Genomic DNA, 24,128 nt, shown 5'->3' on the forward strand with positions numbered 1-24,128 from the left:
ACCGGTGCGCGTCGTCACCCCGCGGCCGGACCCCCAGGACCTCGCCGCCGAAGCCATTGCCCAGGCCGAGAACGCGACGCTGGCCGCGGCGGTCGCCGCCGCGCCCACCGGGGTCGTGCTCGCCGATCCCCGCCAGCCGGACTGCCCGATCACCTTCGCAAACCCTGCCTTCCTGGCGATGACCGGTTACGCTGCGGAGGAGGTTCTGGGGCGCAACTGCCGCTTCCTGCAAGGACCGGGCACCGAGCCGGGCAAGGCGCTTGAGATCCGTCGCGCCCTGTCCGAGCGTCGCGCGATCGAACTCACGATCACCAACCACCGCAAGGATGGCAAGCGCTTCGTGAACGAGTTGCTGATCTCGCCGCTATTCGACGCCGACGGATCACTGCGCTGCTTCCTGGGCATCCAGCACGACGTGACGCTGCGCGAGAAGGCACGCCGCGCCGCCGACCGCGCCCGCCGCGATGCGCTGCGCGCCCATGCCGAGAAGACCGGTTTCCTCGCCTTCATGAGCCATGAGGTGCGGGTGCCGCTGAACGGCGTGATGGGGACGCTGGCGCTGCTGCTCGAGACCGGGCTCAGCGCCGAGCAGCGCGCCTATGCCGAGACGGCGCGCCGCTGCGGGCTGACCCTGCTCGACACCATGAACGACGTGCTCGACCTTTCGCGCATGGAAGCGGGCAAGTTCGTCATCGCGGCCAAGCCGTTCCGGCTCGCCGGCCCGGTGGCCGAGGTGATGGAGCTGCTCCGCCCGGCCGCCGACGAGAAGGGCCTGGCGCTGACCAGCTTCGTGGACCCCAAGCTGCCGGAGGGCGCAGTGGGCGATGCGCAGCGGCTGCGCCAGGTCCTGCTCAACCTCGCCGACAATGCGGTGAAGTTCACCGTGCTCGGCGGGGTTCACATCAGCCTGCACCTGACGCCGGAGGGGCGGATGCGCGGCGTGGTGAAGGATAGCGGCGTTGGCATCGCCCCCAAGGTGCAGGCGCGGCTGTTCCGCCGCTTCAGCCAGGGTGCCCAGGACATCACCCGGCGCTACGGCGGCACCGGCCTCGGGCTTTCCATCTGCAAGCGCCTGGTGGAGATGATGGGCGGGGCGATCTGGGTCGAGAGCGAGGCCGGGCACGGGGCCACCTTCACCTTCGACCTGCCGCTGCAGCCCATCCAGCGCGGCGCGCTGCCGCGCCTGCCCGCACCACCCGCAAGCCAGCCGCACCCGCTGCCACGGCGAAGGACGGCGAGCATGGCGGGGCGTATCCTGCTCGCCGAGGACGGCATCTCGAACCAGCTCGTCGCAGCGGCCATCCTGCGCAAGGCGGGATACGAGGTCGACCTTGTCCATGATGGCGACGAGGCGGTCGCGGCGGCGCGCGGCGGCGAATACGACCTGATCCTGATGGATATCCGCATGCCCGGCCGCGACGGCATTGCGGCGACGACGGCGATCCGCGCCCTGCCGGGGATTGCCGGACGGGTGCCGATCGTGGCGCTGACCGCCTCCGCCCTGCCCGAGGATCGCGAGCGGTGCCTTTCCGCCGGGATGGACCGGCATATCGCCAAGCCGATGGACCAGCACCAGTTGCTCGCGGTCGTCGCTGAACTCACCGCGCTGCGCCTGCCGCGGCCCGACGCGAGCGAGCCCGAGCCGCCGACGCGCCCGATCCTGCTCGACCGGCAGACGCTGGAGGAACTGCGCGCCGCCGTCGGCCCCGGCCAGTTGCCGCGCCTGTTGCGGGTCTTCGCCGAGGAGACGCGCGAACGCCTCGCCCGGCTTCTGTCGCTGCGCGACCTCGGCATGATCGAGGACGAGGCGCATGGGCTGAAATCCGCTGCCGGCACCTTTGGCGCGATCGCACTCCGGGATGCGGCACTCCAGATCGAGCTTGCCGCGCGGGCCGGAGATCGCGCCACGGTGGCGAGGCTGCTCGACGCGCTCACCGCGCTCACCGAAAACAGCCTTGCGGCCTATCCGCGGCCCCCGCCGCGGCCTGACGCGGCCTAGGCCGCGCAGCGCTCCGCCAAGGCGCGCTCGGCGAGCGAGGCGTGAATGCGGCTGGGCACCTGGCGATGCGCCTTGGCGCGCGGGATCGTCATTTCCTGGATGCTCGGGAGATGGCCGTAGAACGCCTCGTGCTCATTCCAGTTGTCGAAGGCGCAGCGGGCGACATTGTCGACGAAGGTCTCGGCCGGCGCGCCCTCCGCGAGGACCAGGCTGTGATCATGCAGCTCGATGTGGTGATAGGTGAAGGTCTCCGGCACGACGGGCTCGCGGGTGATGGAGGTGCCGTTCACCAGGGCGCCGGCTTGGATCAGGATGCCGTCCACGAGCATCGCGTGGTCGGGCGAGACGAGCAGGTCGCGCTCGGGCACCCCATCGGCGAGAGCGCCAGCGCGGATGCGGATGGGCAGGACGCGCAGGGGATCGCCGAAGCGGGTGGAGACGGTCTGACGGCCCATCCAGCGCACCCGTGTGGCGATGCCGGCGCTGGTGAGCACCAGGTCACCGATGGCGAGCTGCTCGACCGCGCAATGGCCGGCCGGGGTGGTGATCAGGGTGCCGGGATAGAAGCAGATGATGTCGAACTGGCGTGGCGCGTCGCCGGCATCGGGCGCGGTGCCGTCGGTGTCCTGGCTGCCGGGGCCGCCCTGTGTGATCCAATAGCCCTGGCTGGCTTGCGTCGGCGTGTCCTGGGTGCCTGTGACCGGTGTGGTGCCGTTGATCGCGGCCAGCGCCTCGGCGCGGCTGGTCGCCTGGTCGTGGCTGTTGTTGAAATCGGTCGGGCCCACGTAGCGCGCGACATCGACGCTGCCGGTCAGGCCCACCGCGTTGACGCCGAGCGTCAATCCCGTGTTGTCGAGCGAGCCGGCCGACTGGTTCGAGAAATTGTTGTTGGAGATGGCCGAGAGGTAGGTCGTGGGCGTCGTGTTGCTGGTGCCTTGGAATGCGTAGAGCGACTCGTCGGTGCCGCTGGGGTTGAAGCCGCTCGTCGCGGTGATTGAACCGGACGAGACGCTGCGCGTCCCGAGGATGACGTTGGAGAAGACAACCTCCTGGCCGGGCACGACGCCGCCGGCTGGCGCCGTCCAGGTGAGCGAGCCCTCGCTGGTGTTGAGCGATCCGAGGGCATTCGGCTCATTGTCGGTGAAATGGATGACGGTGCCGGCGGCGATCGCATCGACCGCGACGAAGGCGAAACCCTTGTTGCCGTCCGCGTCGAAGAAGGTGAACGCGATCGAGCCGGCGCCGAGGGATTGGGACATGGTCGCGACACTCCGGACAGGACGCCCCACAGCCCATCCGCCGCGGGCGGATCGCCGCGACCGAGGATGCCGTAAAGCTCTATGCCCGCTTGTGTCGTCAAAGACGCGGCCGCGAGAGACCGCGATAACATGGTGAAACGATTAAGCTTTCAGGACTCCGCGCCGAGTGCCGCGGGCTTCGGACCGCCTGCCATCCAATCCAGCAACTCCACCGTGTGGATCGTCGGCAAGCCGCCGCCGGCAAGCTGGGTGAGGCAGCCGATATTCCCCGCCGCGATCGCGTCCACGCGCAGCCGTGCGATATTGTCCAGCTTGCGCGCCTTCAACTGTCCCGCGATCACCGGCTGCATCAGGTTGTAGGTGCCCGCGCTGCCGCAGCAGAGATGCCCCTCCGCCGGTTCCTTCACCGCAAAGCCCGCCCGCTTGAGCAGCGCCTTGGGTTCGGCCGTGATCTTCTGCCCGTGCTGCAGCGAGCAGGCGGCGTGGTAGGCGAGCGTCAGCCCCGGCGCCGCGCGCGTCGGCGCGTAGCCGAAGCGCACCAGCACCTCGGTGACGTCGGCGGCCAGCGCGCTCACCTGCGCGGCTTTCGCGGCCAGCGGCGTGTCGCGGAACATGAAGCCGTAATCCTTCACCGTGGTCCCGCAGCCCGAGGTGTTCACCACCACCGCGTCCAGGCCCGCACCAGCGATCTCGCCCGACCATGCCTCGATGTTGGCGGCGGCCAGGCGCATCGCCGGGTCGTGGTGGCCCATGTGGTGATCGAGCGCGCCGCAGCAGCCGGCACCGCCGGCCACCACCACTTCGATGCCCATGCGCGTCAGCAGCCGGATCGTGGCCTCGTTGATCGAAGGCGCGAGCACCTGCTGCGCGCAACCGGCGAGCAGGGCCACGCGGCCGCGGCGCTCGTCCTGAGCCGCATGCACGCGCGCCCCGGCGAGCGGCGAGGCCGGCGGCACGCGCGATGGCGCGAGGGCGAACATGGCACGTAGCCGCGCCGCCAGCATGGACGTGCCGGGGATGAGTCGCGCGAAGGGGCGGCCAAGGCGCGCGCCGGACAGCGCCACGCGGAAGCGCGCGGGGTATGGCAGCACGAAGGACAGCACCCGGCGCAGCGCGCGCTCCGGCCACGGGCGCGTGTAGGTCTCCTCGATATGGCGCCGCGCGTGGTCGACAAGGTGCATGTAGTTCACGCCCGAGGGGCAGGTCGTCATGCAGGCGAGGCAGGAGAGGCAGCGGTCGACATGCTTGACCACATCCGGTGTCGCCGGCGCGTTCTGCTCGAGCATCTCCTTGATCAGGTAGATGCGCCCGCGCGGGCTATCCAGCTCGTCGCCCAGCAGCACGAAGGTGGGGCAAGTGGCCGTGCAGAAGCCGCAATGGACGCAGGTGCGCAGGATGGTGTTCGACTCGCGCGTGTCCGAATCGGCGAGCTGCGCTTCGGAGAAATTCGTCTGCATTCTAAAAGCCTGCCTGCATGCGCCCGGGATTGAACAGACCGCGTGGGTCCAGCGCCGCCTTCACGCGGCGCGCGATCGTGGCGAGCGCGGGCGCATCGGGCTTGATCACCGGCACCGCGGCGCGCAGCGCATCGGGCGCGCGAAACAGCAGGAAGGCGCCATCTTCGGCGGCCGCCATCACCGCGCGATGCGCAGCCTCGGTCGCTGGTCCGGCCACCCAGACGAGGCCGCCGCCCCAGTCGAGCATGAGCTTCGCATCGAAGGCGGTGCGCAGCGCGGCCGCGAGGCGCGGCCCTTCGCTGGGCTTGACCGAGACGCGCCACACCGCGTCATCCGGTGCGAGGTCGAGCGGCGTCGCCTCCGCGACGTCGCGCCACAGCGCGCGGCTCGCCTCGCCCTCGATGATCTCGGACGCGCCGTGTTCGGCCAGGTCTTGGCGCAGCTTCGCGATACGGTAGGCGACGCTCTCGGCGAAATCCTCGATCCGCAGCAGCGCGCGATGGCCGACGATCGCTGCGCCGCTGACGCCATAGGGCGCGCCGAGGCCGGCCGAGAGCACGCGCTGACCGGTGGCGAAATCTGCCGCGTTTACCGCGAGCGTCGCAGTCGCCTCGGGACGCGGCAGCACCTTCAGCGTCACCTCCGTGATGATGCCGAGCGTGCCATGGCTGCCGGTGAGCAGCTTGCACAGGTCGAGCCCGGTGACGTTCTTCAGCACACGGCCGCCGGAATGCATCACCTCACCCGCGCCGTTGACGAATCGAACACCCATGACGTGGTCTCGCATGGCTCCGCCGGTGATCCGGCGCGGGCCGGAGATGCCGGCTGCGACGGCACCGCCGATGGTGGCGTTGCCGGCGCCGAAGATGCCGGCATAGGAGGGCGGCTCAGCGATCAGCATCTGGCCCTTGGTCGCGAGCATCGCCTCGACCTCCGCCACCGGCGTGCCGGCGCGCGCCGAGATGATGAGCTCGGTCGGGCGATGCAGCGTGATGCCGGTGAGGTTGCGCGTGGAGATGGTCGCCGCCGCCTGCACCGGGCGCAGCATGGCGCGCTTGGTGCCCTGGCCCTCGATGGCGAAGGGCGCATCGGCAGCGGCCACCAGCGCGGCGAGCGCTGACTCCGTGTCGGGCGTCAGCATCGCGCGGCCTCAGCCATGCGCGCCGGCCACCAGCGGAAACACCTTCGCGCCATTCAGCAGCCACCCCGGATCGAAGGCCGATTTGATCGCGCGCTGCTGGTCCAGCTCGGCCTCGGAGAACTGCACGCCCATCAGGTCGCGCTTCTCCACGCCCACGCCGTGTTCGCCGGTGAGGCACCCACCGACCTCGACGCAGAGCCGCAGGATATCCGCGCCGAATTTTTCCGCCCGCGCGAAGCTGGAGGGATCATTCGCGTCGAACATGATCAGCGGATGCAGATTGCCATCGCCGGCGTGGAAGACATTGGCGACCTGCAGCCCGCACTCCGCGCTCATCTCGCCGATCCGGCGCAGCACGCGCGGCAATTCGCCGGTCGGGATCGTGCCATCCATGCAGAGGTAGTCGGGGCTGATCCGCCCGACGGCACCAAACGCGCCCTTGCGGCCCTTCCAGATGGCGGCAGATTCCTCCGGCGTCTGCGCGACCTTCATGCTCAGCGGCGCGAAGCGCGCGCAGATGTCGCGGATTTTTCCGAGCAGCGCATCCTGTTCGGCCACGCTGCCCTCGACCTCGATGATCAGCATCGCCTCCGCATCCAGCGGATAGCCGGCATGGGCGAAGGCCTCGCAGGCATGGATGCAGGGGCGGTCCATGAACTCGAGCGCCACCGGGATCACCCCCGCGCCGATGATGGCATCCACCGCCTCGCCGGCGACCTGGATCGAGTCGAACGCCGCCAGCATAGCGCGCGCCCCTTCCGGGCCGCGCAGGATGCGCACCGTCACTTCCGTGACCATCCCCAGCTGCCCTTCGCTGCCGGTGATAAGGCCCAGCCAGTCGTAGCCACCACCATCCAGATGCTCGCCGCCGATGCGCACCACCTCGCCCTCGATGGTGACGAAGGTGAGACCCAACAGGTTGTTCGCGGTGACCCCGTATTTCAGGCAATGCGCCCCGCCGGAATTCATCATCACGTTGCCGCCGATCATGCAGGCGAGCTGCGAGGACGGATCGGGCGCGTAGAAGAACCCATCGCCGGCGACGGCCTGGGTGATGCCGATATTGGTCACGCCCGCCTCGACCACCGCCAACCGGTTCTCGTAATCGACCTCCAGGATCCGGTTCATGCGCATCAGCCCGATCACCACCGCATCGGCCAGCGGCAACGCGCCGCCCGACAGCGACGTCCCCGCCCCGCGCGGCACCACGCGAATCCCCATCCGGTTGCAGTACCGCAGCACGTCGGCGACCTCGGCCGTCGTGCGCGGCAGAACCACCGCGAGCGGCACCTGCCGGTACGCGGAGAGCCCATCCGTCTCGTAGGGCTTGAGGCGCACCGGCTCGCCGATCACCGCATCCTCCGGCAGCATGGCGCGCAGCGCCGCAAGGATCGCGTCACGCTGGGCGAGGATTTCGGCCTTGGGCGGGGGCAGGGCGATCATGGGCGTGGCTCCGACGACACCGCCAAGATGTCCATCCTGCGACACTTCCACAAGCAGGCCGGGCGCGCCCTTGCCGAACGCCCCGCCGATGCACCAGTCTGGCGTCGCATCGAACGCCGGAACAAGGGCCAAACCCATGCAGCGCCTCCTGCTTGCCGTCATCCTCGCCGCAGTCGCCGCCGCGCCGGCCCTGGCGCAACGCTCGGGCACCTACGCGGTCGAAGGCGCGTCGCCCGGTGGTGCGCGCTACGAGGGCGCGCTGCAGCTGCAGGCGACCGGTCCGCAGACCTGGCGGATGATGTGGACGATCTCCGGCACCACCACGGTGGGCGTCGCGATCACCGCCGGCAGCACGCTGGTCGTGGGCTACTTCACCGAGGGGCAGCCGGGCGCGGCTTCCTACGAGGTCCAGCCTGATGGGCGCCTCGTCGGCCGCTGGACGCAGGGTCTGCAGGGCGGCGTCGGCACCGAGACGCTCACCCCGCGCTGATCATCGCCGCACCGGAGACCGCCGACCATGCGCCGCACCCTCCTTGCCCTGCTTTGCACCCTGGCATTCGCCATGCCTGTCTTTGCCCAGGCGCCCGCGCCGCTCAGCCTTGCGCCCGCGCCGCTGATCCGCTCGGGCACCTACGCGGTCCAGGGCACCGCCCCGGATGGCACCGCCTATGAAGGCGCGCTGGAGCTGCAGGCGACCGGTCCGCAGAGCTGGCGCCTCACCTGGCGCATCGCCGGCGACACCACGATCGGCGCTGGGCTCAGCGTCGGCGACCGCCTGGTCTTCGGCTACCGCTCGGAAGGCGAGGTCGGCACCGGCTTCTACGAGCCCCAGTCGGATGGCCGCATCACCGGCCGCTGGACCCAAGGCGCGCAGGGCGGGGTCGGCACCGAGGTCCTGTCGCCGCGCTGACCTGGGCCTTAGGCGCCGGCCACCGGGCGCCGTTGCATGGATGCGACGAGCGCCAGGCTGCCCAGTCCCACCAGCACCAGGCCCGCCGCGGCCGGCCCCAGCGCCTCGAAGCCGAAGCCGCGCAGGACCTGGCCGCCGGTCACCGACCCGACCGAGCCGCCGAGGTAGATCGCCGCCGCGTTCAGCGCGAAGAGCACCGGCGTGAGTGGCGGCGCCAAGGCCGCGAGGCGCGCCTGCTGCGGCACCATGAAGGCCCAGCAAGCCACCGACCACAGCAGCACCAGCACGAACAGCCCTGTCATCGGCAGCGGCAGCAGCGTCATCGGCAGCAGCGTCGCGATCTGTGCGCACCCCAGCAGCACCAGCGTGCGCAGCGGCCCGATGCGGTCGCTGAGAAATCCGCCCAGCGCATTGCCCACCACCGCACCCACGCCGAACACAAGCAGCAGCGCAGTGACGCCGTCGCGCCCGAGCCCGAAGCGCTGCTCGGCGAAGGGCCCGAGGAAGGTGAACACCACATAGGCCCCGCCCAGGAACAGCGCCGTATAGGCGACGGCGAGCACCAGCACCGGCGAGGCGAGCACGGCGCCGAGACTGGCGAGCGTGGTGGGCGGCACAGCGATGGCCCGCGGCAGGCTGCGCCAGAGCAGGCCCGCGCAGAGGAAGGTCATCACCGCGACCAAGCCGAAGGCGAAGCGCCACCCCAGCGCATAGCCGATCCAGGCGCAGGCCGGCACGCCCAGCGCCTGGGCCAGCGTCAGCCCGCCGAACACGATGGCCAGCGCCCGACCGCGCTGCTCGGCCGGCACCAGCGCAACCCCGATCGAGGCGCCGACCGGGGTGATGAAGCCGCCGCCGAGGGCCATGAGGGCACGCGCCACGAGCACAGTGGTGAAATCCGGCGCCACGGCGGCGAGCACGGCGCCGAACGCGAACACGACCAGGCCACCGGTGAGGATGAAGGCGCGGTCGAACCGCCCGGTCAGCGCCACCAGGACCGGCGAGGTGAGCGCATAGACGAGCGCATAGAGGCTCATCATCCACGCCGCCTCGCTGGGCGGGATCGCGAAGGCACCGGCGACCGGCGTCAGCAGGCCGATCACGCCGAAGGCGCCCATGCCCACGGCGAAGTTCCCAAAGGCGATCAGCAGCAGGACAGGGTTGCGCATGCGGTGCCTCGGGCTGTGTGCCCGAGCATGTGCGCGCAATGCCGCCCCCGGCAACCGCTCGTCGCCAGGGCGCTGCTATTCCGCCAGCTTCAGACCGACGATGCCCGCAAGGATCAGGCCGATGCAGGCAATCCGTGCAGCGCTCGCGGCTTCACCAAACAGCGCAATACCGATGATGGCGGTGCCGATGGTGCCGATCCCCGTCCAAACGGCATAGGCGGTGCCGATCGGCAGGGTGCGCAGCGCGAGGCCGAGCAGGCCCAGGCTCGCCACCATGCTGGCGACCGTGAGCAGGGTCGGCACGAGGCGCGTGAAGCCGTGGGTGTACTTCAGGCCGACGGCCCAGCCGATCTCGAGCAGTCCGGCGAGGAGGAGGGTAAACCAAGCCATGGGGAAAGGATCCCTTCACGTTGCCAGGACGTCCCGGCCGGAGAGGGATGGCCGCACGGTCGTCCGCGCGGGAGGATAAGGCATCGGACCTTCGGCCCTGACATGGAGCGGGGGGCCTGCGCCCCCCTCAGTCCCCGCTGAGCTGACGCTCTGCGTCAGCCTCTGCGCCAAGCCAACGCTGCTGCGCAGCCTAGCCTTGGCGCGCCTTGAGCCGCGGGTTCTTCTTGTTGATCACGTAGACACGCCCGTGCCGGCGCACGACGACGCAGTTCTTGTCGCGGATCTTGGCGGTCTTCAGGCTGTTGCGGATCTTCATCACTCAGGTCCTTGCGAGGGGCGCTCTCTACGGGCGACCACCTTCCCTGTCAACCGCCCAGCCGCGCCTCGATCGCACCCGCCGCCGCGCGATCGAGCTTCAGCGCGCGTGCAAGTGTGTCAAGCCAGCTGCGCTCGGCCTCGCTGATGGTGCCCATCGCGGCATAGGCGCCGGCGTAGAGCTGGGCCGCCTGCATCGGGTCGCGCACCTCCTTGGCCAGTGCGGCGGGCGTCAGCGGCGCGTCGAAATCGGCGAGGACGAAGTCGCGCTCGCCCGATGTCAGCCCCGCGGCGTCGAGCTGGCGCGCGATCGCCGCGCGCTCGGCCGCATCGATGCTGCCATCGGCGCGCGCGGCCGCGATCATGGCGCGGATCATCAGCAGCGCCTCGGCGGTCTCGGCCTCCGGCGCCGGGGAGGGAGGCGCCGGGCGCGGCGTCCAGGGCGAAGCGGCCGGACCCGTGTTCGGCACGCTTCCATGTTGCGCGGCCGGAGGCGGCGCAGAGGGGGCGGGCGCGCGCAGATCCGGCACCGGCCGGCGCGGCGCCGGGTCCGGCGGCGGCGGGCTCTGCCTATTCGACAGCGCCTCCATCGCGACCGTGGCCAGCCCCGTCAGCGCGCGCGCCAGCTGCGCATTGCTGGATCGCGAGGTGCCAAAGCCCGGGATGCTTCGCGCCCGGCTACCGCGCGTGGTGCGCCGCGGCGGCTGCACCGCGCCCTGCAGCACAGCGCCAAGAATGCGGGAGAAATCCATCGCGAAACTCCTCGGCGTGATCGCCCGGCACAGTCGATACTCCGCACCGGACGGTCAAGCCGGGCGCATCAGCCCAGGAACGGGTAGTCCGTGTAGCCCTTGGCACCACCGCCGTAGAAGGTGCTGCGGTCGTGCCGGTTGAGCGAAGCACCGGTCCGGAACCGCTCCGGAAGATCCGGATTGGCGATGAACAGCCGGCCATAGGCGATCGCGTCGGCGTTGCCGGCCGCAACCGCCGCCGCCCCGGTCTCATGCGTGAACCCGCCGGCCGCGATTACCGGGCCGGAAAAAATGCGCTTGAAACGCGAGGCCGCATCCGGCGCATCGGCGTGCAGGGCGTTCACGTCGCTGGTCTGGTCCGCGCGCGGCTCGACCAGGTGCAGGTAGGCGAGGCCGCGCGGGGCCAGTGCGCCCACCACATGGTCGAACAGCGCGCCCGTGTCGCTGTCGCGCATGTCATTGAAACTGCCCCAGGGGGAGAGGCGCACGCCGACGCGCTCGGGGCCCCAGACCTCGGCCACGGCATCGACGACCTCGAGCAGGAAGCGCGTTCGGTTCTCGAAAGACCCGCCATACGAGTCGCTGCGCTGGTTGCTGCCGTCGCGCAGGAATTGGTCGAGCAGGTAGCCATTCGCACCATGCACCTCGACGCCGTCGAAGCCGGCATCCTTGGCGTTGACGGCCGCCTGGCGGAACTCGGCGACGATCGCCGCAATCTCGCTCACGCTCAGCGCGTGTGGCGTCTCGAAGGCCACGCCCTCGCCGCGCGCATTCACATGCCCGCCCGCGGCCGCGATCGCCGAGGGTGCCACCGGCACCGACCCGTCCGGCCGCATCGAGGAGTGCGAGATGCGGCCGCAATGCCAGATCTGGTTGACGATCAGCCCGCCCTTCGCGTGTACCGCCGCCGTCACCAGCCGCCAGCCCGCAATCTGCTCGGGAGAATGAACCCCCGGCGCGCCGGGATAGCCGCGCGCATCCTCGGCGATGTCGGTCGCCTCGGTGATCAGCAGCCCGCCCTGGCTGGCGCGCTGGCCGTAATACTCGGCGTTGAGCGTGGTCGGGATGTCGCCGGGCTGGGCCGAGCGCAGGCGCGTCAACGGCGCCATCACGACGCGATGGTAAAGCTCGAGCGCACCGAGGCGCGTCGGTTCGAAAAGGGGATCGCTCATCGGGATCTGCTCCTGGGCACCGCCCGGGATAGGGCGGGGGCCATGTTGCAGTGCAATATATGAGGCGCGGGGTGGGTTTGAAGACCCGGGCGGCAACCCGCAGGAACCCTGGTCGGAGTGAGAGGATTCGAACCTCCGGCCCCTGCGTCCCGAACACAGTGCTCTACCAGGCTGAGCTACACTCCGAACCTTGCGGGAGCCGCGCTATAGCCCGCCCCCCGCGGCCCCGCAACACCTCGCGTCACATTCGCGCGCTTGAACAAGCACACGACTTGCTGCGAGGCTGTATCGCGCCGGCAACATCCCGGTCCATGGAGAGCAAACCCGATGCGGCTTCGCCTGATCGCCAGCGCCCTGCTGGCGACCCTGTCCCTCACCGGTGTCGCGCTCGCGCAGACCGAGGTCATCACCGCCCGACGGGAGGGTCTCCGCGGTGTCGGCGCGCACATGGAGGCGATGAAGGCGATCGCGGATGCGCGCGGCAATCCCGCACCGGCCGTCGAACGCATCGACGCGATGACCGCCTTCTTCACCACCTTCCCCACGCGCTTCCCGCCGGGCTCCGACGTGCCGCAGGGCACCAACCCCGGCCAGACCCGCGCGCTGCCGGTGATCTGGACCGACAATGCGGGCTTCCTGCAGGCAAACGCGAACATGCTCACCCAGATCACCGCGCTGCGCGGTGCTGCGACGGGTGGCGACCCGGCGGCCTTTGCAGCGGCCTTCCAGCAGACCGGCGCGACCTGCGGCGGGTGCCACCGCACCTACCGGGCACGGTGAACGGGATGGTCGTTCAAGGATGACCATCACGAGGCATCCAGGCATGAGGCAGCGCAGCCTCAGCCTGGCTGCCTTGTTGTGCCTGACCGGTGCGCTGCTTGCTTTCGCCAGCGATGATCGACTGGAGCCGGGCGCAAGGGATCAGCCCTCCGCTGAAGCGGCGGCGCACCGCGCCGGTACGCTCGACAGATATGCCCGCGCCCTGATCGAGCGCGCGAGCGACGAGCCTGTGACGCTCGGCATCCGCGCCGTGCGACGATGGGTAGGATCTGGCACCTCGATTGCGGCTGACGAGCGCATCGTCTTTCGACTGCGCGCGGCCGCGATCTCGCTTATCGACCTCAACGACCTGCGGGCTACCAATCAGCGGATTGGTTGGACATTTTGGAGCCGCAGCCTCGATCCGGTGCGATCCGACACGGAAGTCGATCGCGCCGCCTGCGCGCCGACGAACGGGGCCTGTCTCGCCCAGGGCCGTGTCTTCGCCCGCCGCCAAGGCTGCGAGTACGAGCTCAGAGTCGAGCTGACCGGCGTCATCGGAACAGCCGAGAATCGGCAGCGCGTGCTTTGGGCGCAGTCGGGCATGCGTGAGGGCGGTCACACCCGTTTGTACGGGCCCTGTGCCCACCGGCACGACGCTGCGCTCGACATGCTCTCAACCGATGAGCCGCTCGATTCGAGAGCTGCACAGGCGTGCCAGCTCAGCGGGTTCGTCGGTGTGGTCGGTCCGGATGGCCGGCGTCACCGTCCGGCCAACTTCCTCAAGCTCGAGCCCGACGGCACGCCCCGCTTCGTCGTGCGGTGCCAGGCCTATGTGCGCGATGCACCCGACGGCAGGGGAAGAACGTGCGAGCTGCAGGGCTATTTCGGCATCTGGCCCCTCTTCATGTGGGTGCCGAGCAATCGCGCCGCCGAGTGGAACGAGACCTTTTTACGCGTGCGCGACCACCTCGCACGACACGTCGTCAGCAGATCCGACCGATGATGCAACCCGCTGGAGGGCTTTCAAGCCGGCGAGCAGGCGCACGCCTTCTGAGGGCATGGTCCTCGGCGACGCCTTCGCGCCGACCGCCCGCCGACTGAGGCCATACACTACGCCCCGGCGCCGTACCGGCTGAGCGCCACCACCGCGCCGGCGATCACAGCGAAAATCACCGCGCCCCGCGCCATCGACACGATGCGCGGCGCCGCGACATCCGGCGGCAGCTTCTTCCGACCCGTCAGCATGGCCGCCACCAGGTCATGGCCCTTGAAGACGCGGTAGGCGAAAATCGCCGCCACATGCACGCCGACTGCGATCAGCAGCAGGTTGAAGTTGCGTGCGTGCAGCCCGTAGGCGGCGTAGCTGGTGGCGGCGTCCACCATGCGCGCGAACGGGCCGCGCACCACGAAGTCATCAGGGTCGGCGATGAGCCCGGTGCCGACCTGTGCGAGCAGCAGGAGCAACAGTCCCACCACCATCCAGGCGCCGGCGGGGTTGTGCGTCACATGGAGGTCCGGCCCCGGCCTGCGCACCTCGCGCAGATGCGCAAGCGCGCGCAGCGGCGTGCGCACGAAGTGGCCGAAGCGCGCGGATTGGGACCCGAACACCCCCCAGGCAAGGCGGAACAGCACCATGGTCAGGATCATGTAGCCGGAGAAGAAATGCAGCTTCCAATTGCCGCTCTTCGCCGAGCCCCAGGAGAGCAGCAGCAGCAGCACGACCGACCAATGGAACAAGCGCACCCAGCCATCCCAGACCAGCACGTAACGCCAGGCGCGATCCATCCAGGGCTCCTCTTCGCCGAATGCCGCAGCGCAGCACGACAGGGATCGCGGCGCCACCCCGCATCGGGCAATGTCGCGCCATGAGCCTCGATTCCCTCTGGACCCAGGCATGGCCGTGGCGCGGCAGCCTGATTGCGCTGCTGGTTGCGCTCGGCTGGGCGGCGGGGCTGCGGCTCGCGCGGCAGCCGGCGCTGGGGCCGGCGGCGGCGGCGCTGGGGCTCGCGGTCGGCTGGGTGGTGACGATGGGCCTGGTCACCGCATCGCCACGCCAGCTGGCCGAACGGCTTCCCGTGCTCGGCCTCGCGCTGGCCGTGCTGGCGCTGGTGCTCGCCGGGCTGCTGCGCGGCCGCGCCGGCGTGATCGGCTTGCTGATGGCGGCACTCGCCGTCCTGGGTGCGGCCTGGTGGATGGCGGGCGCCCCGATGCATGGGCCGAGCCTCGTCGCCGCGCTGCCGGTGCTGGCGGGCGTCGCCGCCTTCGGCGGCGCGATGCTGCTGCGGCTGGACGATGCGACGGATGGCGCGAAGGCGGCGCTTGCCTTGCTTGCCGGGCTGCTCGTGGCCGGCGGCTTCGGGCCGCAACCCATGCTCGCCGGCTGCGTGGCGGGTGCGGCGATCGGCGCGGCGCTGGCCGGGGCAGGGGGCGGGCCGGCGGTACGGGCTGCCCTCGCGCCGGCGATTGCGGCACTCGGCGCCTTGCCGGTGATCGCGCGCGGGCAGCCGTCGGACTGGGCGGCCGCTGCGGCGCCCTTGCTGGCGCTGTGGCTCGGCCCGGTCATCGGGCGGCGATTGCCGGCCCGGCTGGGGCCGGCCTTGGGCTGGGCGATCGCGGCGGCACCTGCGATCGGGCTCGCTTGGTACCTCGCACCCGGCCGCCGATGAGCGCCCTTGCCCGCAAACCCCGGAAACGGCTAGATTTTGAGCGGACTCGCGCGCTTTGGCGCGGGGCGGAGGCGTGATGCTGATCGGTTCTGTGCCGAGATTTCTGTTGCTCGGCCTCAGCGGGGCCATCGCCTTCGGTGCGACGGCCGTTGTGATGCGCGGCTGCACGCCCGTGGCGCCCGAATTGGCCGTCCCGCGCCAGGTTGCCGAGACGGTTCCGCCGGTCCTGGCGGCGCGTCCACCGGCCTCCGCCAGCGCCGCCGCGCGTGGCCCGGCGGCCGAGGCAGGTCCCTCCATCCCGGAGCGCCGCGCGGCGCTTCCGGAAACGCGCCCGGCCGAGCCGCAGCGCCAGCCCTCCGCGCCAGAGTCATCCAACCCGGCCCCGGCCGCGCGGCCCGTTCCCGCCGCCCCTCCGGCCGCCGCGGTTACGACCATTACCCCCGTGCCCTCCCCCACGCCGCGCACCACGCCACCCGTCGAGGCCACCGCCCCGGGCTTCCCAGCGCCACGCTTCGACGTGGTGCGGGTCGGCGCTCGCGGCACCGCGGTGCTCGCCGGGCGCGCCGCGCCGGGTGCGGAGGTGCTGCTCTTCGCCAATGGTGATCGCGAACTCGCCCGCACCCGCGCCGATCGGCGCGGCGAGTGGGTGCTGCTGCCGGCCGATCCGCTCGCGCCGGGGACCTATGTGTTCACGCTCCGCGCGCGTCTCGCCGGCACCGACATCGCGGGTCCGGATTCCGTCGTCGTCGTGGTTCCCGACGCCGCCCCGCCCGCGAGCGATCCGCCGCGCACCATGGCCGGCGACCCGGCGCGGCCGCCTGCCGCGGCTGGCGGCGCACTCGCCGTGCTGATCCCGCCCGGCGCCGATGCCGCGACGCCCCGCCTGCTGCAATCGCCAGGCACGCCCGCTACTGCCGCTCGCGGCACCACGCCGTCTCCGGCGCCGGCCACGACCGCGCCCAGCCGCCTCACGCTTGAGGCCGTGGACTATGCCGATGCGGGTGCGATGCGCTTCTCCGGCACGGCGCAGCCGGGTGCGGCGGTCCGCGCCTATGTCGGGGATCGCCACGCCGGCGACGCGGTGGCCGATGCCGAGGGCCGCTGGACGCTGGTGCCGGCGCAGACCCCCACCATCGGCCGCCACACGCTGCGGCTGGATCAGCTCGCCGCCTCCGGCACCGTCGCCGCTCGTGTCGAACTGCCCTTCCAGCGCGACCAGATCGCCGAGGAGAGTTTCGCGGGCGGGCAGGTGGTCGTGCAGCCGGGACAGAGCCTGTGGCGCATCGCGCGCCTGAACTACGGGCGCGGCGTCCGCTACACGACCATCTATGAGGCGAACCGCGCCCAGATCCGCGACGCCGCGTTGATCTTCCCAGGGCAGGTCTTCTCCGTGCCGGCCGCCGAGCCAGGCCCGCAGGCCACGCGCTAGCCGGCGCGCGGCTTGTCCTCACCGGGCCGAAACACCATAAGCTTCGCCCATGTCCATCCTGAACAGCATGAAACTCGTCCTGGCGCCGCCGCACCCCGCGGGCGCCCCGTTCCTGATCGGCGGCGCCGTCGTCGCGGTCGTCGGCGGGATCTTCGCCGGGGGCTGGCTGTTCTGGCCCGGCGCGATCTTCCTCGCCTTCTGCCTTTACTTCTTCCGCGACCCCGAGCGCGTGACGCCGCCGCGCCCGGGGATCGTCGTCGCCCCCGCCGATGGCCGCATCGTCAACATCGGCCAGTATCCGCCACCGGCCGAGCTCGACCTCGGCAGCGAGCCGCGCTGGCGCGTGGCGATCTTCCTCTCCGTCCTCGACGTGCACGTGAACCGCGCGCCGTGTGATGCGGTGGTGACGCGCATCGCCTACCATCACGGCAGCTTCCTCAATGCGAGCCTGGACAAGGCGTCGGACGAGAACGAGCGCAACGCGCTGGCGCTGCAGCTGCCCGATGGGCGGACCATGGCAGTGGTGCAGATCGCGGGGCTGATCGCGCGGCGCATCCTGTGTTCGGCGAAGGTCGGTGGCAGCCTGCTTGCCGGCGAGCGCTTCGGCATCATCCGCTTCGGCAGCCGCACGGATCTCTATTTGCCGCCGGGAATCCGACCGCTGGTCGAAGTCGGACAGACGATGATCGGGGGCGAGACCGTCATCGCGGAGCTGCGCGCATCATGAGCCGCGATCCACTCCGCCCCGACCCGATGCGTCCCGAGCTCCCGCGGCAAGGCCCGATCCGCCGCCTGCGTCGCCGATTCCGCCCGCGCACCCGGCCGCGCTTCGATGGGCTTTCGTTCAACCGGCTGATCCCCAACCTGATGACCATGCTCGGCCTCTGCGCCGGGCTCGTCGCGATCCGCGCCGCCATGGAGGACCGCTTCGCCATGGCCGCGGCACTGATCGTCGCGGCCGCGGTCATCGATGGCCTGGATGGCCGGCTCGCGCGGCTGCTGAAGGCCACGTCGCGCTTCGGGGCGGAGTTCGATTCCCTGTCGGATTTCCTCTGCTTCGGCGTCGCACCCGCACTGATCCTGTACCTGTGGACCATGCAGGATGCGCGCGGCATTGGCTTCGTGCCCTGCCTGCTGTTCGCGGTGTGCATGGCGCTGCGTCTCGCGCGCTTCAACGCTACGATCGATGTCGGGCTTACGCCCAAGCCGGCCTATGCCTACAACTTCTTCACCGGCGTGCCGGCCCCCGCGGGCGCGGCCGTCGCGCTGTTCCCGCTGTTCGCGGGCCTCGCGATCAATGATTGGGGGCAGGGCGCCTGGGTGCACCTGCTGCGCAACCCGATCTTGGTGGGCCTGGTGCTGACCGTCACCGCAGGGCTGCTGGTGAGCACGCTGCCGACCTGGAGCTTCAAGAACTTCAAGATCCCGCGCGCCGCGGTGCTGCCGGTGCTGCTCGGCGCGGGGCTGTTCCTCGCCTTGCTGCTGAGCGAGCCCTGGGCGGCGCTCGCGGCACTCGGCCTGCTCTATATCGGGATGCTGCCCTTCTCGGTGCGCAGCTACCAGCGTCTCAAGCGCGAGGCGGAGAGCCTGCTCGAGCCTGTTGTGGTTTCCGAAACGCCGCGCCCGCCTGCCTGATGCCCGCACTGCGGCTGCGCGGCGCTGCCACGCTGGTGGTTGCCGGGCAGGGTGTCCGCATCTCCGGCGGCCCGTTCGACGCGCTGCCGCCGGGCGCGAACGGGCTTTGCCTGGAAGCGGGGGCCGCGCGCATCGGCGAAGCGCGCTGGCGCCTCGATATTCCCGACTACCAGGTGCCCGAGCCCGAAGCACTGCGCCTGGTGCTGGGGTCCATGCTGGTCGCGATGACCACCGCGCCAGATGCGGCCTATCACATCGGCTGCCTCGCCGGCCTCGGCCGAACCGGACTTGCGCTGGCCTGCCTCGCGCGCATGAGCGGCATCGCGGGTGACCCGGTCCTATGGGTGCGCGCGAACTATCATCCGAAGGCCGTGGAGAACCCGGCGCAGGAGGCGTTCGTGCGCGGCTTCACCGCCTGAACACCCGCCCGTCGATCAGCGCGAGACCCGCCAGGATCAGCACCAGACCGGCGCCGTGCCGTGCCAGCACCGCCTCGCCGAGCACCAGGATGCCGAGCAGGATCGCGACCGGCGGGATCAACAGCGTCACCAGCATGACGTTCTGCCCGCCCGCCAGCGCGATGATGCGGAAGAAGATCGCATAGGCCAGCGCGGTGGATGCGAGCCCCAGCCCGAGCAGCGCCAGCACGGTGTCCATCGGCGGCAGGGCCGGCACCCCTTGCCAGAACGCCACGGGCGCGAGCAGCAGCGCCGAGGCCGTCACCTGCCCCGCCGCGGCCGCGAGCGGGGCAATGCCGTCCCGCGCCACCCGCCGTGCCCAGAGGCCCGACAGCGCATAGGAGAGCGTCGCACCCAGGATCAGCGCCACGGGAAAGGCTTCCGCCGCTGATGGACCGCCCATCAGCACCACGACGCCGAGCACGCCGCAGACCATGCCGGCGAGTCGCAGCGCGCCAGGCCGCTCGCCGAAAAACACCAGCGCCAGCAGCACGCCCCAGACCGGCGTGGTCGCATTCAGGATCGAGGCGAGCCCCGCCGGCATGGAGCGCTGCGCCAGCGCGATCAGCGTGAAGGGGATGAGGTTGTTCAGCACCGCCATGCCCGCCAGGGTGACGATCGCGGCGCGACCGCGCGGCAATCGCACGCCCAGCGCCGCGACCACGGCCCAGAGTGCCACCGCCGCAATCGCGACGCGCGACCACACGATCAGCACCGGCCCGACGTCGCGCAGCGCCAGCGCGGTGAACAGGAAGCTGCCGCCCCACAGCACGGCGAGGCCCAGCAACAGGGCCCAGGCGCGCGGCGGGATCATCTCGGGCATGGCGGTGGCGTAGCAGGGGGATCGGGGGTCGGCCATCCGCATCGTGCGGCCGCGTAACCTCGAAGTTGTCGCTGGCGAAGATGTCCGACACCCGGCTAGCCTCCGCTCCATCGCAATCCAGGGACGCCCCACATGACGCTCCGCCGAAGCCTGCTTGCCGCCGCCGCCCTGCTCCTCGCGCTGCCGGTCCAGGCCGCCGATCCGCCCTCGCCCGATGCGATCGTCGATGCGTTCGAGGCGGTGCTCGGCCCGATCACCAATTACCGGCCGAGCCATCCCAAGGGCACCTGCGCGGTCGGCCACTTCACCGCCACGCCCGATGGCACCCGCCTCACCGTCTCGCCGGTGTTCAGCGGCCAGCGCATTCCCACGTTGATCCGCTTCGGCGTCGGCGGCGCGAACCCCAACGCATCCGACGTGGCGCGCTCCACGCGCAGCCTGTCGATCCGCTTCGACACGCCGAGCGGCGACGTGTGGGAGATGGCCAACATCTCCGCCCCGATCTTCGGCGCGCCGACGCCCCAGGCCCTCGTCGATGGCCTGCTCGCGCGCCGGCCGGACCCGGCGACGGGGCAGCCCAATGCCGAGCGCGTCGCGGCCTTCGTCGCGGCCAACCCGGCGACAACGCTGCAGGGCCGCTGGCTTGCCGCAAACCTGCCGCCGGCGAGCTGGGCCACGACCCCCTATTGGGGTGTGAACACCTTCATGTTCCGCGGCCAGGACGGTCAGGTGCGTCCCGCGCGCTGGGTGTTCGAACCGCGCGCCGGCGTGCAGCGTCTGACCGAGGAGCAGGTCCGCACGATCGGCACGAATTTCCTCGCCGACGAGATGCGCCGCCGCGTGGCGACCGCGCCAGTCGAATTCGACATGGTGCTGCAGTTTCCGGGGCAGGGGGATGACCTGCTGAACCCGACCATTGCCTGGCCGGACGACCGGCCCCGCACGGTCGTCGGCCGCCTCGCGGTCACCGAGGTGTCCGCCGGCCCCGGCGGCCCCTGCGACCCGGTCAGCTTCCTGATCCTGGACCAGGCGCCGGGCATCACGATGAGCGACGACCCGACGCTGCAGGCGCGTGCCTCGGCCTATGCGGTGTCGCTCTCGCGCCGCACCCGGTAGCGCTCAGCGACGGCGTGCTTCCACGAGCACGCCGTCGCGCGCCAGCGCCTCAATCTCGGCCTCCGAGAATCCGCGCGCGCGCAGCACGCTCGCGCCGTGTTCGTTGAAGCGAGGCGGCTTGGTGCGCGCGCCACCGGGCGTGCGGCTGAGCTTGATCGGCGTGCCAAGGCCGCGGAAATCGCCGATATCGGTCACCATCTTGCGGTGCAGGGTGTGCGCCGCGGCCATCGCTTCGTCGACATTGAGCACCGGCCCCGCCGGCAGACCGGCGGCGAGCATCCGGCGGGTCAGCTCATGGCCATCCTCATCGGCGAAGCGCGCATTCAACGCCTCGGTCAGGGCGGGCTTGTTCACGACGCGCGCGCCGTTGGTGGCGAAGCGCGGGTCACGCGCCATCGCCTCCAGGCCGAGGAAGGCACAGAATTTCTGGAAGGCGGGGTCGTTGCCGGCGGCGACAAAGATCTCGCAGGTCCGCGTCTGGAATTTGGAGTAGGGCGCGAGGTTCGGGTGCGGGTTGCCGGTCGCCGCCGGACGCTTGCCGTTGAGGAAGAAATTCGCCGCGTGCGGATGCAGCAGCGCCATGCCGCAATCATGCAGCGTCATGTCGCAATACTGCCCCTGGCCGGACCGCTCGCGCTCATGCAGCGCCATCAGGATGGCGATGGCGGAGAACAGCCCCGTCGCGATGTCCACGATCGGCGTGCCCATGCGCGTGGCGCCGGAATCCTCGGTGCCGTTGATGGACATCAGCCCCACCATCGCCTGCAGCACCGCGTCATAGCCGGGAAACCCGCCCAGGGGCCCATCCGCGCCGAAGCCGGAGACGCGGCAATGGATGAGGCGCGGAAAACGCTCGCGCAGCACGTGGTCGTAGCCGAGGCCCCATTTCTCCATGGACCCTGGCTTGAAGTTCTCGACCAGCACATCCGCGTCTTCGAGCAGGCGCAGCAGCACCTCGCGCCCCGCGGGCTTGCCCAGGTCCAGGCCCACGCTCTTCTTGTTGCGGTTCACGCCAACAAAATAGCTGGCATCGCCATCCGCATTGAACGGAGGCCCCCAGTCGCGCACCTCGTCGCCCTGCGGCGGTTCGAGCTTGATGACTTCCGCGCCGTGGTCGGAGAGCAGCATGGTGCAGTAGGGGCCGCCCAGCACGCGGGTGAGGTCGATCACCCGCAAGCCGGCAAGTGCGCCTGACCCCTGCGAGACCCGCTCGCCCGGTTGCGCCATGTCATCCATCATCGGTGCATCCTGAACATTCGGAGAAGAAAACTGCCTGACCGCGCGCGGGTTGTCGAACCTCACTTCAGACCGATCAGGACGACAATGCCGCCCATCGCGGCAGTGATGCCGGCCAACACATGCTCCAGAGGGCCGATATGCCACCGCAGCGCCAGCGGATCGCCCGGCGGGTGGGTCACGCGCACGCGTGTCCCCGGCGATGGTGTGTAGTCCTCAGACCACCGCAGACTGCCAAACCGCTTCGGCTCGCCGAGACTGACCGTCACGAGGCCGGCCGCGGGGCTGTACGCGATCACCACCGCCTCTTCCTTGACCCAGCTTCGGCGGGTCCGGGCGCGCCAGAGCCCACCGACGCCGGCAAGCAGAAACGCACCGCCGATCAGCAGGGTGCCTAGCGTCACGCAGCCTGCGCTCGGCCCCAGACGCGCGCACAGAATTCGGGATAGGTTTCCGCCATCTCATCGCAGACGGCGCCGCGCAGGATGGCGAGTTCGGCCTCGCTCGGCTCGGGTGCCGCGGCGAGGCCAGGGGCCACGTCGAAATCGAACCCTGTCGCCGCCCGCACGCTGGCCTCTGTCTCGCCCGGCATCAGAGACGCCAGCGTGAAGCGCGCGCGCGCCGCGTCGAAGGTGAAAACGCAGCGTCCCGTTACCAGCGCCTGCGCCGTGCCGCGCCGGAACACGCCCGGCGGCGACACGCCTGGCGCGGAGATCATGTCCACCTTCTCGACCAGCACGCGCGGCGAGTGCTCCTCGCGGAACAGGATGGTGCGCGGCGTCATGAAATACATGAACGCGCTGCCAAAACTGCCGGGGAATCGCACTCCCGTGCCCGGCCATTCGCCCGTGCCGACCAGGTTCAAATTCGCCTGCCCGTCGATCTGCCCGCCGCCGAGGAAGAACAGATCGATCCGCCCCTGCCCGGTGAGATCGAACAATTCGCGCGAGCCCTCCGTAAACGGATTGCCGCTGCGCTTGTGCAGCAGCGACAGCCGCACCGCGTGCCCCTGCTTCTTCACCAGCCAGCAGGCCGCCGCCGGGATGGGCGACGCCGCGCCCACGGCGATGTGGCGGGCCGGTGGTGCCGCCGGGTCCAGGATCAACCGCGCGAGTGCGCATGCCAGGCGCTCTTCCGGCTGCACGCTCATTCGGCGGCGGCCTGCAGGTCACCGAACACGTGCTCGGCGCACCATTCGGCAAAGCCCGCATCGGTCTTGGCCATGCGCGCGTAGTTTGCGACATAGGCGGCGTCGACGCCGTATTCATCCAGCAGCGCCACCGGCTGCGCGCCGCGCTCGGCGATCGCCACCGCCTCGACGTATGTGCCGCTGATGGTGCCCGGCGCAAGGCGCTCATCTTCGAGGAAATTGCCGGCGACCACGCGCTCCACCGTCACCAGCGCGCGCTTGGACGCATGCGCCACCGTCGCGCATTCGCGCCGCCGCCCGACCCAGACATTGCCTTCCGCATCGGCCATCACCGCGTGGAACACCGCGATATGGGGGCTGAGCGCGGGCAGCAGCAGGATCTCATCCGGCGCATCGCTGAAGGGGTTCTGGATCACCCGCCAATCCGGCCGGTGGGCGAGGATGTCGGACCCGATCACCCCGCGCAGCGGCATGAACGGCACGCCCTTCTCGGCGGCCTGGAGCATGGTGTGGATGGCGGGGCAGGTGGCATCACGCACGGTGATCGTCCCGGCCTTCAACGCAGCCGAGAAGCGCGGCGCGAAGCCCGCCTCGCCCAGCGACACGGCCGAGGTCTGCACCTCCACCACGCAGCCCGCACCGATCAGCACGTCGGTCGCGAAGCCCGAGACCGGTACGCCCAGCAGCCGCAGCCCGCGCGCCCCGCGCCGCACCAGCGCCTTCGCGAGTGCGACGGAGGGCAGCGAATTGTCCGGCGGCAGCGCGATCAGCGCGCCATCGGGCACGCTCGCGGCCATCGCTTCGAGGCTGATCGGGTCCATGGTCTTCTCCTCCGCCCCCCTCCAT

At 70.7% G+C, this 24,128-nt stretch carries 26 protein-coding genes and 1 tRNA gene; 11 read left to right on the forward strand and 16 right to left on the reverse strand.

Annotation, left to right across the window (positions count from 1 at the left end; all coding sequences use genetic code 11):
• Nucleotides 1-4 precede the first annotated feature (4 nt).
• Nucleotides 5-1,999, forward strand: coding sequence for an ATP-binding protein (locus tag GXW79_RS16185; RefSeq protein WP_211875476.1), 1,995 nt, complete (start codon nt 5-7; stop codon nt 1,997-1,999).
• On the opposite strand, the gene GXW79_RS16190 is transcribed toward GXW79_RS16185, so the two are convergent.
• The 4 genes from GXW79_RS16190 to GXW79_RS16205 all read right to left on the reverse strand — a co-directional run bounded on the left by GXW79_RS16190 (nt 1,996) and on the right by GXW79_RS16205 (nt 7,299).
• Complete coding sequence (locus GXW79_RS16190; protein ID WP_211875477.1) at nt 1,996-3,258, reverse strand: Hint domain-containing protein; 1,263 nt, start codon at nt 3,256-3,258, stop codon at nt 1,996-1,998. The genes GXW79_RS16185 and GXW79_RS16190 overlap by 4 nt on opposite strands.
• Before the next feature lie 149 nt (nt 3,259-3,407).
• Nucleotides 3,408-4,715 (reverse strand): glycolate oxidase subunit GlcF, encoded by a 1,308-nt coding sequence (glcF, locus tag GXW79_RS16195; protein WP_211875478.1) that lies wholly within the window; start codon nt 4,713-4,715, stop codon nt 3,408-3,410.
• 1 nt (nt 4,716) lies between these two features.
• Entirely contained in the window at nt 4,717-5,856 is a 1,140-nt protein-coding gene (glcE, locus tag GXW79_RS16200) for a glycolate oxidase subunit GlcE (RefSeq protein WP_211875479.1), read from the reverse strand.
• A 9-nt stretch (nt 5,857-5,865) separates the two neighbouring features.
• On the reverse strand, nt 5,866-7,299 hold the full coding sequence (locus GXW79_RS16205) for an FAD-linked oxidase C-terminal domain-containing protein (protein WP_211875540.1): 1,434 nt from the start codon (nt 7,297-7,299) through the stop codon (nt 5,866-5,868).
• A 136-nt stretch (nt 7,300-7,435) separates the two neighbouring features.
• Between GXW79_RS16205 and GXW79_RS16210 the strand changes: the two genes are divergently transcribed.
• Both GXW79_RS16210 and GXW79_RS16215 read left to right on the forward strand, forming a co-directional pair.
• The gene (locus GXW79_RS16210; RefSeq protein WP_211875480.1) at nt 7,436-7,789 is read left to right on the forward strand and encodes a hypothetical protein; all 354 of its coding nucleotides are present in this window, start codon (nt 7,436-7,438) and stop codon (nt 7,787-7,789) included.
• A 27-nt stretch (nt 7,790-7,816) separates the two neighbouring features.
• Entirely contained in the window at nt 7,817-8,209 is a 393-nt protein-coding gene (locus GXW79_RS16215; protein ID WP_211875481.1) for a hypothetical protein, read from the forward strand.
• An 8-nt stretch (nt 8,210-8,217) separates the two neighbouring features.
• Here GXW79_RS16215 and GXW79_RS16220 read toward each other — a convergent pair whose 3' ends face one another.
• From GXW79_RS16220 to GXW79_RS16245, 6 genes are all read right to left on the reverse strand, one after another.
• Nucleotides 8,218-9,378 carry an MFS transporter gene (locus tag GXW79_RS16220; RefSeq protein ID WP_211875482.1) on the reverse strand — a complete coding sequence of 387 codons (1,161 nt, stop codon included), beginning with the start codon at nt 9,376-9,378 and terminating at the stop codon, nt 8,218-8,220.
• A 75-nt stretch (nt 9,379-9,453) separates the two neighbouring features.
• Nucleotides 9,454-9,768: a quaternary ammonium compound efflux SMR transporter SugE gene (gene sugE, locus GXW79_RS16225; RefSeq protein ID WP_211875483.1), complete on the reverse strand. Its 315-nt coding sequence runs from the start codon at nt 9,766-9,768 to the stop codon at nt 9,454-9,456.
• Between the two features lie 190 nt (nt 9,769-9,958).
• Nucleotides 9,959-10,084: a type B 50S ribosomal protein L36 gene (gene ykgO, locus GXW79_RS16230; RefSeq protein WP_211857688.1), complete on the reverse strand. Its 126-nt coding sequence runs from the start codon at nt 10,082-10,084 to the stop codon at nt 9,959-9,961.
• 49 nt (nt 10,085-10,133) lie between these two features.
• Entirely contained in the window at nt 10,134-10,835 is a 702-nt protein-coding gene (locus GXW79_RS16235; RefSeq protein WP_211875484.1) for a DUF533 domain-containing protein, read from the reverse strand.
• 68 nt (nt 10,836-10,903) lie between these two features.
• A complete protein-coding gene (locus GXW79_RS16240) occupies nt 10,904-12,007 on the reverse strand; it encodes an alkene reductase (protein ID WP_211875485.1) in 1,104 nt (367 codons plus the stop codon).
• 109 nt (nt 12,008-12,116) lie between these two features.
• Nucleotides 12,117-12,193: transfer RNA gene (locus GXW79_RS16245), tRNA-Pro, on the reverse strand.
• Nucleotides 12,194-12,334: 141 nt separating this feature from the next.
• Here GXW79_RS16245 and GXW79_RS16250 point away from each other — a divergent pair.
• Both GXW79_RS16250 and GXW79_RS16255 read left to right on the forward strand, forming a co-directional pair.
• Nucleotides 12,335-12,787, forward strand: coding sequence for a c-type cytochrome (locus GXW79_RS16250; protein WP_211875486.1), 453 nt, complete (start codon nt 12,335-12,337; stop codon nt 12,785-12,787).
• 43 nt (nt 12,788-12,830) lie between these two features.
• A complete protein-coding gene (locus tag GXW79_RS16255) occupies nt 12,831-13,772 on the forward strand; it encodes a hypothetical protein (protein ID WP_211875487.1) in 942 nt (313 codons plus the stop codon).
• A 107-nt stretch (nt 13,773-13,879) separates the two neighbouring features.
• On the opposite strand, the gene GXW79_RS16260 is transcribed toward GXW79_RS16255, so the two are convergent.
• On the reverse strand, nt 13,880-14,554 hold the full coding sequence (locus GXW79_RS16260) for a cytochrome b/b6 domain-containing protein (RefSeq protein ID WP_211875488.1): 675 nt from the start codon (nt 14,552-14,554) through the stop codon (nt 13,880-13,882).
• 80 nt (nt 14,555-14,634) lie between these two features.
• Here GXW79_RS16260 and GXW79_RS16265 point away from each other — a divergent pair, with 80 nt between their 5' ends.
• The 5 genes from GXW79_RS16265 to GXW79_RS16285 all read left to right on the forward strand — a co-directional run bounded on the left by GXW79_RS16265 (nt 14,635) and on the right by GXW79_RS16285 (nt 18,918).
• Nucleotides 14,635-15,435, forward strand: coding sequence for a hypothetical protein (locus GXW79_RS16265; RefSeq protein ID WP_211875489.1), 801 nt, complete (start codon nt 14,635-14,637; stop codon nt 15,433-15,435).
• Nucleotides 15,436-15,511: 76 nt separating this feature from the next.
• On the forward strand, nt 15,512-16,864 hold the full coding sequence (locus tag GXW79_RS16270) for a LysM peptidoglycan-binding domain-containing protein (protein ID WP_211875490.1): 1,353 nt from the start codon (nt 15,512-15,514) through the stop codon (nt 16,862-16,864).
• 49 nt (nt 16,865-16,913) lie between these two features.
• Entirely contained in the window at nt 16,914-17,591 is a 678-nt protein-coding gene (locus GXW79_RS16275; RefSeq protein ID WP_211875491.1) for a phosphatidylserine decarboxylase, read from the forward strand.
• Nucleotides 17,588-18,499, forward strand: coding sequence for a CDP-alcohol phosphatidyltransferase family protein (locus GXW79_RS16280; protein ID WP_408901561.1), 912 nt, complete (start codon nt 17,588-17,590; stop codon nt 18,497-18,499). The genes GXW79_RS16275 and GXW79_RS16280 overlap by 4 nt, the downstream gene beginning before the upstream one ends.
• Complete coding sequence (locus GXW79_RS16285) at nt 18,499-18,918, forward strand: protein-tyrosine phosphatase family protein (RefSeq protein WP_211875492.1); 420 nt, start codon at nt 18,499-18,501, stop codon at nt 18,916-18,918. The genes GXW79_RS16280 and GXW79_RS16285 overlap by 1 nt, the downstream gene beginning before the upstream one ends.
• Here the strand turns inward: GXW79_RS16285 and GXW79_RS16290 are convergent.
• On the reverse strand, nt 18,908-19,816 hold the full coding sequence (locus tag GXW79_RS16290) for a DMT family transporter (protein ID WP_246504053.1): 909 nt from the start codon (nt 19,814-19,816) through the stop codon (nt 18,908-18,910). The genes GXW79_RS16285 and GXW79_RS16290 overlap by 11 nt on opposite strands.
• 96 nt (nt 19,817-19,912) lie before the next feature.
• Between GXW79_RS16290 and GXW79_RS16295 the strand changes: the two genes are divergently transcribed.
• Nucleotides 19,913-20,896, forward strand: coding sequence for a catalase family peroxidase (locus GXW79_RS16295; protein ID WP_211875493.1), 984 nt, complete (start codon nt 19,913-19,915; stop codon nt 20,894-20,896).
• Between the two features lie 3 nt (nt 20,897-20,899).
• On the opposite strand, the gene GXW79_RS16300 is transcribed toward GXW79_RS16295, so the two are convergent.
• From GXW79_RS16300 to GXW79_RS16315, 4 genes are read right to left on the reverse strand one after another with little or no spacing between them, the layout of a single operon-like run.
• On the reverse strand, nt 20,900-22,135 hold the full coding sequence (locus GXW79_RS16300; RefSeq protein ID WP_246504054.1) for a CaiB/BaiF CoA transferase family protein: 1,236 nt from the start codon (nt 22,133-22,135) through the stop codon (nt 20,900-20,902).
• 59 nt (nt 22,136-22,194) lie between these two features.
• Nucleotides 22,195-22,536, reverse strand: coding sequence for a hypothetical protein (locus tag GXW79_RS16305; protein ID WP_211875494.1), 342 nt, complete (start codon nt 22,534-22,536; stop codon nt 22,195-22,197).
• Nucleotides 22,533-23,282: a CoA-transferase gene (locus tag GXW79_RS16310; protein WP_211875495.1), complete on the reverse strand. Its 750-nt coding sequence runs from the start codon at nt 23,280-23,282 to the stop codon at nt 22,533-22,535. The genes GXW79_RS16305 and GXW79_RS16310 overlap by 4 nt, the downstream gene beginning before the upstream one ends.
• Nucleotides 23,279-24,103 carry a CoA transferase gene (locus tag GXW79_RS16315; RefSeq protein ID WP_211875496.1) on the reverse strand — a complete coding sequence of 275 codons (825 nt, stop codon included), beginning with the start codon at nt 24,101-24,103 and terminating at the stop codon, nt 23,279-23,281. The genes GXW79_RS16310 and GXW79_RS16315 overlap by 4 nt, the downstream gene beginning before the upstream one ends.
• Nucleotides 24,104-24,128: the final 25 nt, after the last annotated feature.

This window comes from Plastoroseomonas arctica (assembly GCF_018128965.1).
GTDB classification, from domain to species: Bacteria; Pseudomonadota; Alphaproteobacteria; order Acetobacterales; family Acetobacteraceae; genus Plastoroseomonas; species Plastoroseomonas arctica.

Excerpts from the sequence above, each read along its gene's own strand:
- GXW79_RS16190 (WP_211875477.1), bottom strand. The coding sequence starts at position 3,258 with ATGTCCCAATCCCTCGGCGCCGGCTCGATCGCGTTCACCTTCTTCGAC.
- glcF (WP_211875478.1), bottom strand. The coding sequence starts at position 4,715 with ATGCAGACGAATTTCTCCGAAGCGCAGCTCGCCGATTCGGACACGCGC.
- glcE (WP_211875479.1), bottom strand. The coding sequence starts at position 5,856 with ATGCTGACGCCCGACACGGAGTCAGCGCTCGCCGCGCTGGTGGCCGCT.
- GXW79_RS16205 (WP_211875540.1), bottom strand. The coding sequence starts at position 7,299 with ATGATCGCCCTGCCCCCGCCCAAGGCCGAAATCCTCGCCCAGCGTGAC.
- GXW79_RS16210 (WP_211875480.1), top strand. The coding sequence starts at position 7,436 with ATGCAGCGCCTCCTGCTTGCCGTCATCCTCGCCGCAGTCGCCGCCGCG.
- GXW79_RS16215 (WP_211875481.1), top strand. The coding sequence starts at position 7,817 with ATGCGCCGCACCCTCCTTGCCCTGCTTTGCACCCTGGCATTCGCCATG.
- GXW79_RS16220 (WP_211875482.1), bottom strand. The coding sequence starts at position 9,378 with ATGCGCAACCCTGTCCTGCTGCTGATCGCCTTTGGGAACTTCGCCGTG.
- sugE (WP_211875483.1), bottom strand. The coding sequence starts at position 9,768 with ATGGCTTGGTTTACCCTCCTCCTCGCCGGACTGCTCGAGATCGGCTGG.
- ykgO (WP_211857688.1), bottom strand. The coding sequence starts at position 10,084 with ATGAAGATCCGCAACAGCCTGAAGACCGCCAAGATCCGCGACAAGAAC.
- GXW79_RS16235 (WP_211875484.1), bottom strand. The coding sequence starts at position 10,835 with ATGGATTTCTCCCGCATTCTTGGCGCTGTGCTGCAGGGCGCGGTGCAG.
- GXW79_RS16240 (WP_211875485.1), bottom strand. The coding sequence starts at position 12,007 with ATGAGCGATCCCCTTTTCGAACCGACGCGCCTCGGTGCGCTCGAGCTT.
- GXW79_RS16250 (WP_211875486.1), top strand. The coding sequence starts at position 12,335 with ATGCGGCTTCGCCTGATCGCCAGCGCCCTGCTGGCGACCCTGTCCCTC.
- GXW79_RS16255 (WP_211875487.1), top strand. The coding sequence starts at position 12,831 with ATGAGGCAGCGCAGCCTCAGCCTGGCTGCCTTGTTGTGCCTGACCGGT.
- GXW79_RS16260 (WP_211875488.1), bottom strand. The coding sequence starts at position 14,554 with ATGGATCGCGCCTGGCGTTACGTGCTGGTCTGGGATGGCTGGGTGCGC.
- GXW79_RS16265 (WP_211875489.1), top strand. The coding sequence starts at position 14,635 with ATGAGCCTCGATTCCCTCTGGACCCAGGCATGGCCGTGGCGCGGCAGC.
- GXW79_RS16270 (WP_211875490.1), top strand. The coding sequence starts at position 15,512 with ATGCTGATCGGTTCTGTGCCGAGATTTCTGTTGCTCGGCCTCAGCGGG.
- GXW79_RS16275 (WP_211875491.1), top strand. The coding sequence starts at position 16,914 with ATGTCCATCCTGAACAGCATGAAACTCGTCCTGGCGCCGCCGCACCCC.
- GXW79_RS16280 (WP_408901561.1), top strand. The coding sequence starts at position 17,588 with ATGAGCCGCGATCCACTCCGCCCCGACCCGATGCGTCCCGAGCTCCCG.
- GXW79_RS16285 (WP_211875492.1), top strand. The coding sequence starts at position 18,499 with ATGCCCGCACTGCGGCTGCGCGGCGCTGCCACGCTGGTGGTTGCCGGG.
- GXW79_RS16290 (WP_246504053.1), bottom strand. The coding sequence starts at position 19,816 with ATGGCCGACCCCCGATCCCCCTGCTACGCCACCGCCATGCCCGAGATG.
- GXW79_RS16295 (WP_211875493.1), top strand. The coding sequence starts at position 19,913 with ATGACGCTCCGCCGAAGCCTGCTTGCCGCCGCCGCCCTGCTCCTCGCG.
- GXW79_RS16300 (WP_246504054.1), bottom strand. The coding sequence starts at position 22,135 with ATGATGGATGACATGGCGCAACCGGGCGAGCGGGTCTCGCAGGGGTCA.
- GXW79_RS16310 (WP_211875495.1), bottom strand. The coding sequence starts at position 23,282 with ATGAGCGTGCAGCCGGAAGAGCGCCTGGCATGCGCACTCGCGCGGTTG.
- GXW79_RS16315 (WP_211875496.1), bottom strand. The coding sequence starts at position 24,103 with ATGGACCCGATCAGCCTCGAAGCGATGGCCGCGAGCGTGCCCGATGGC.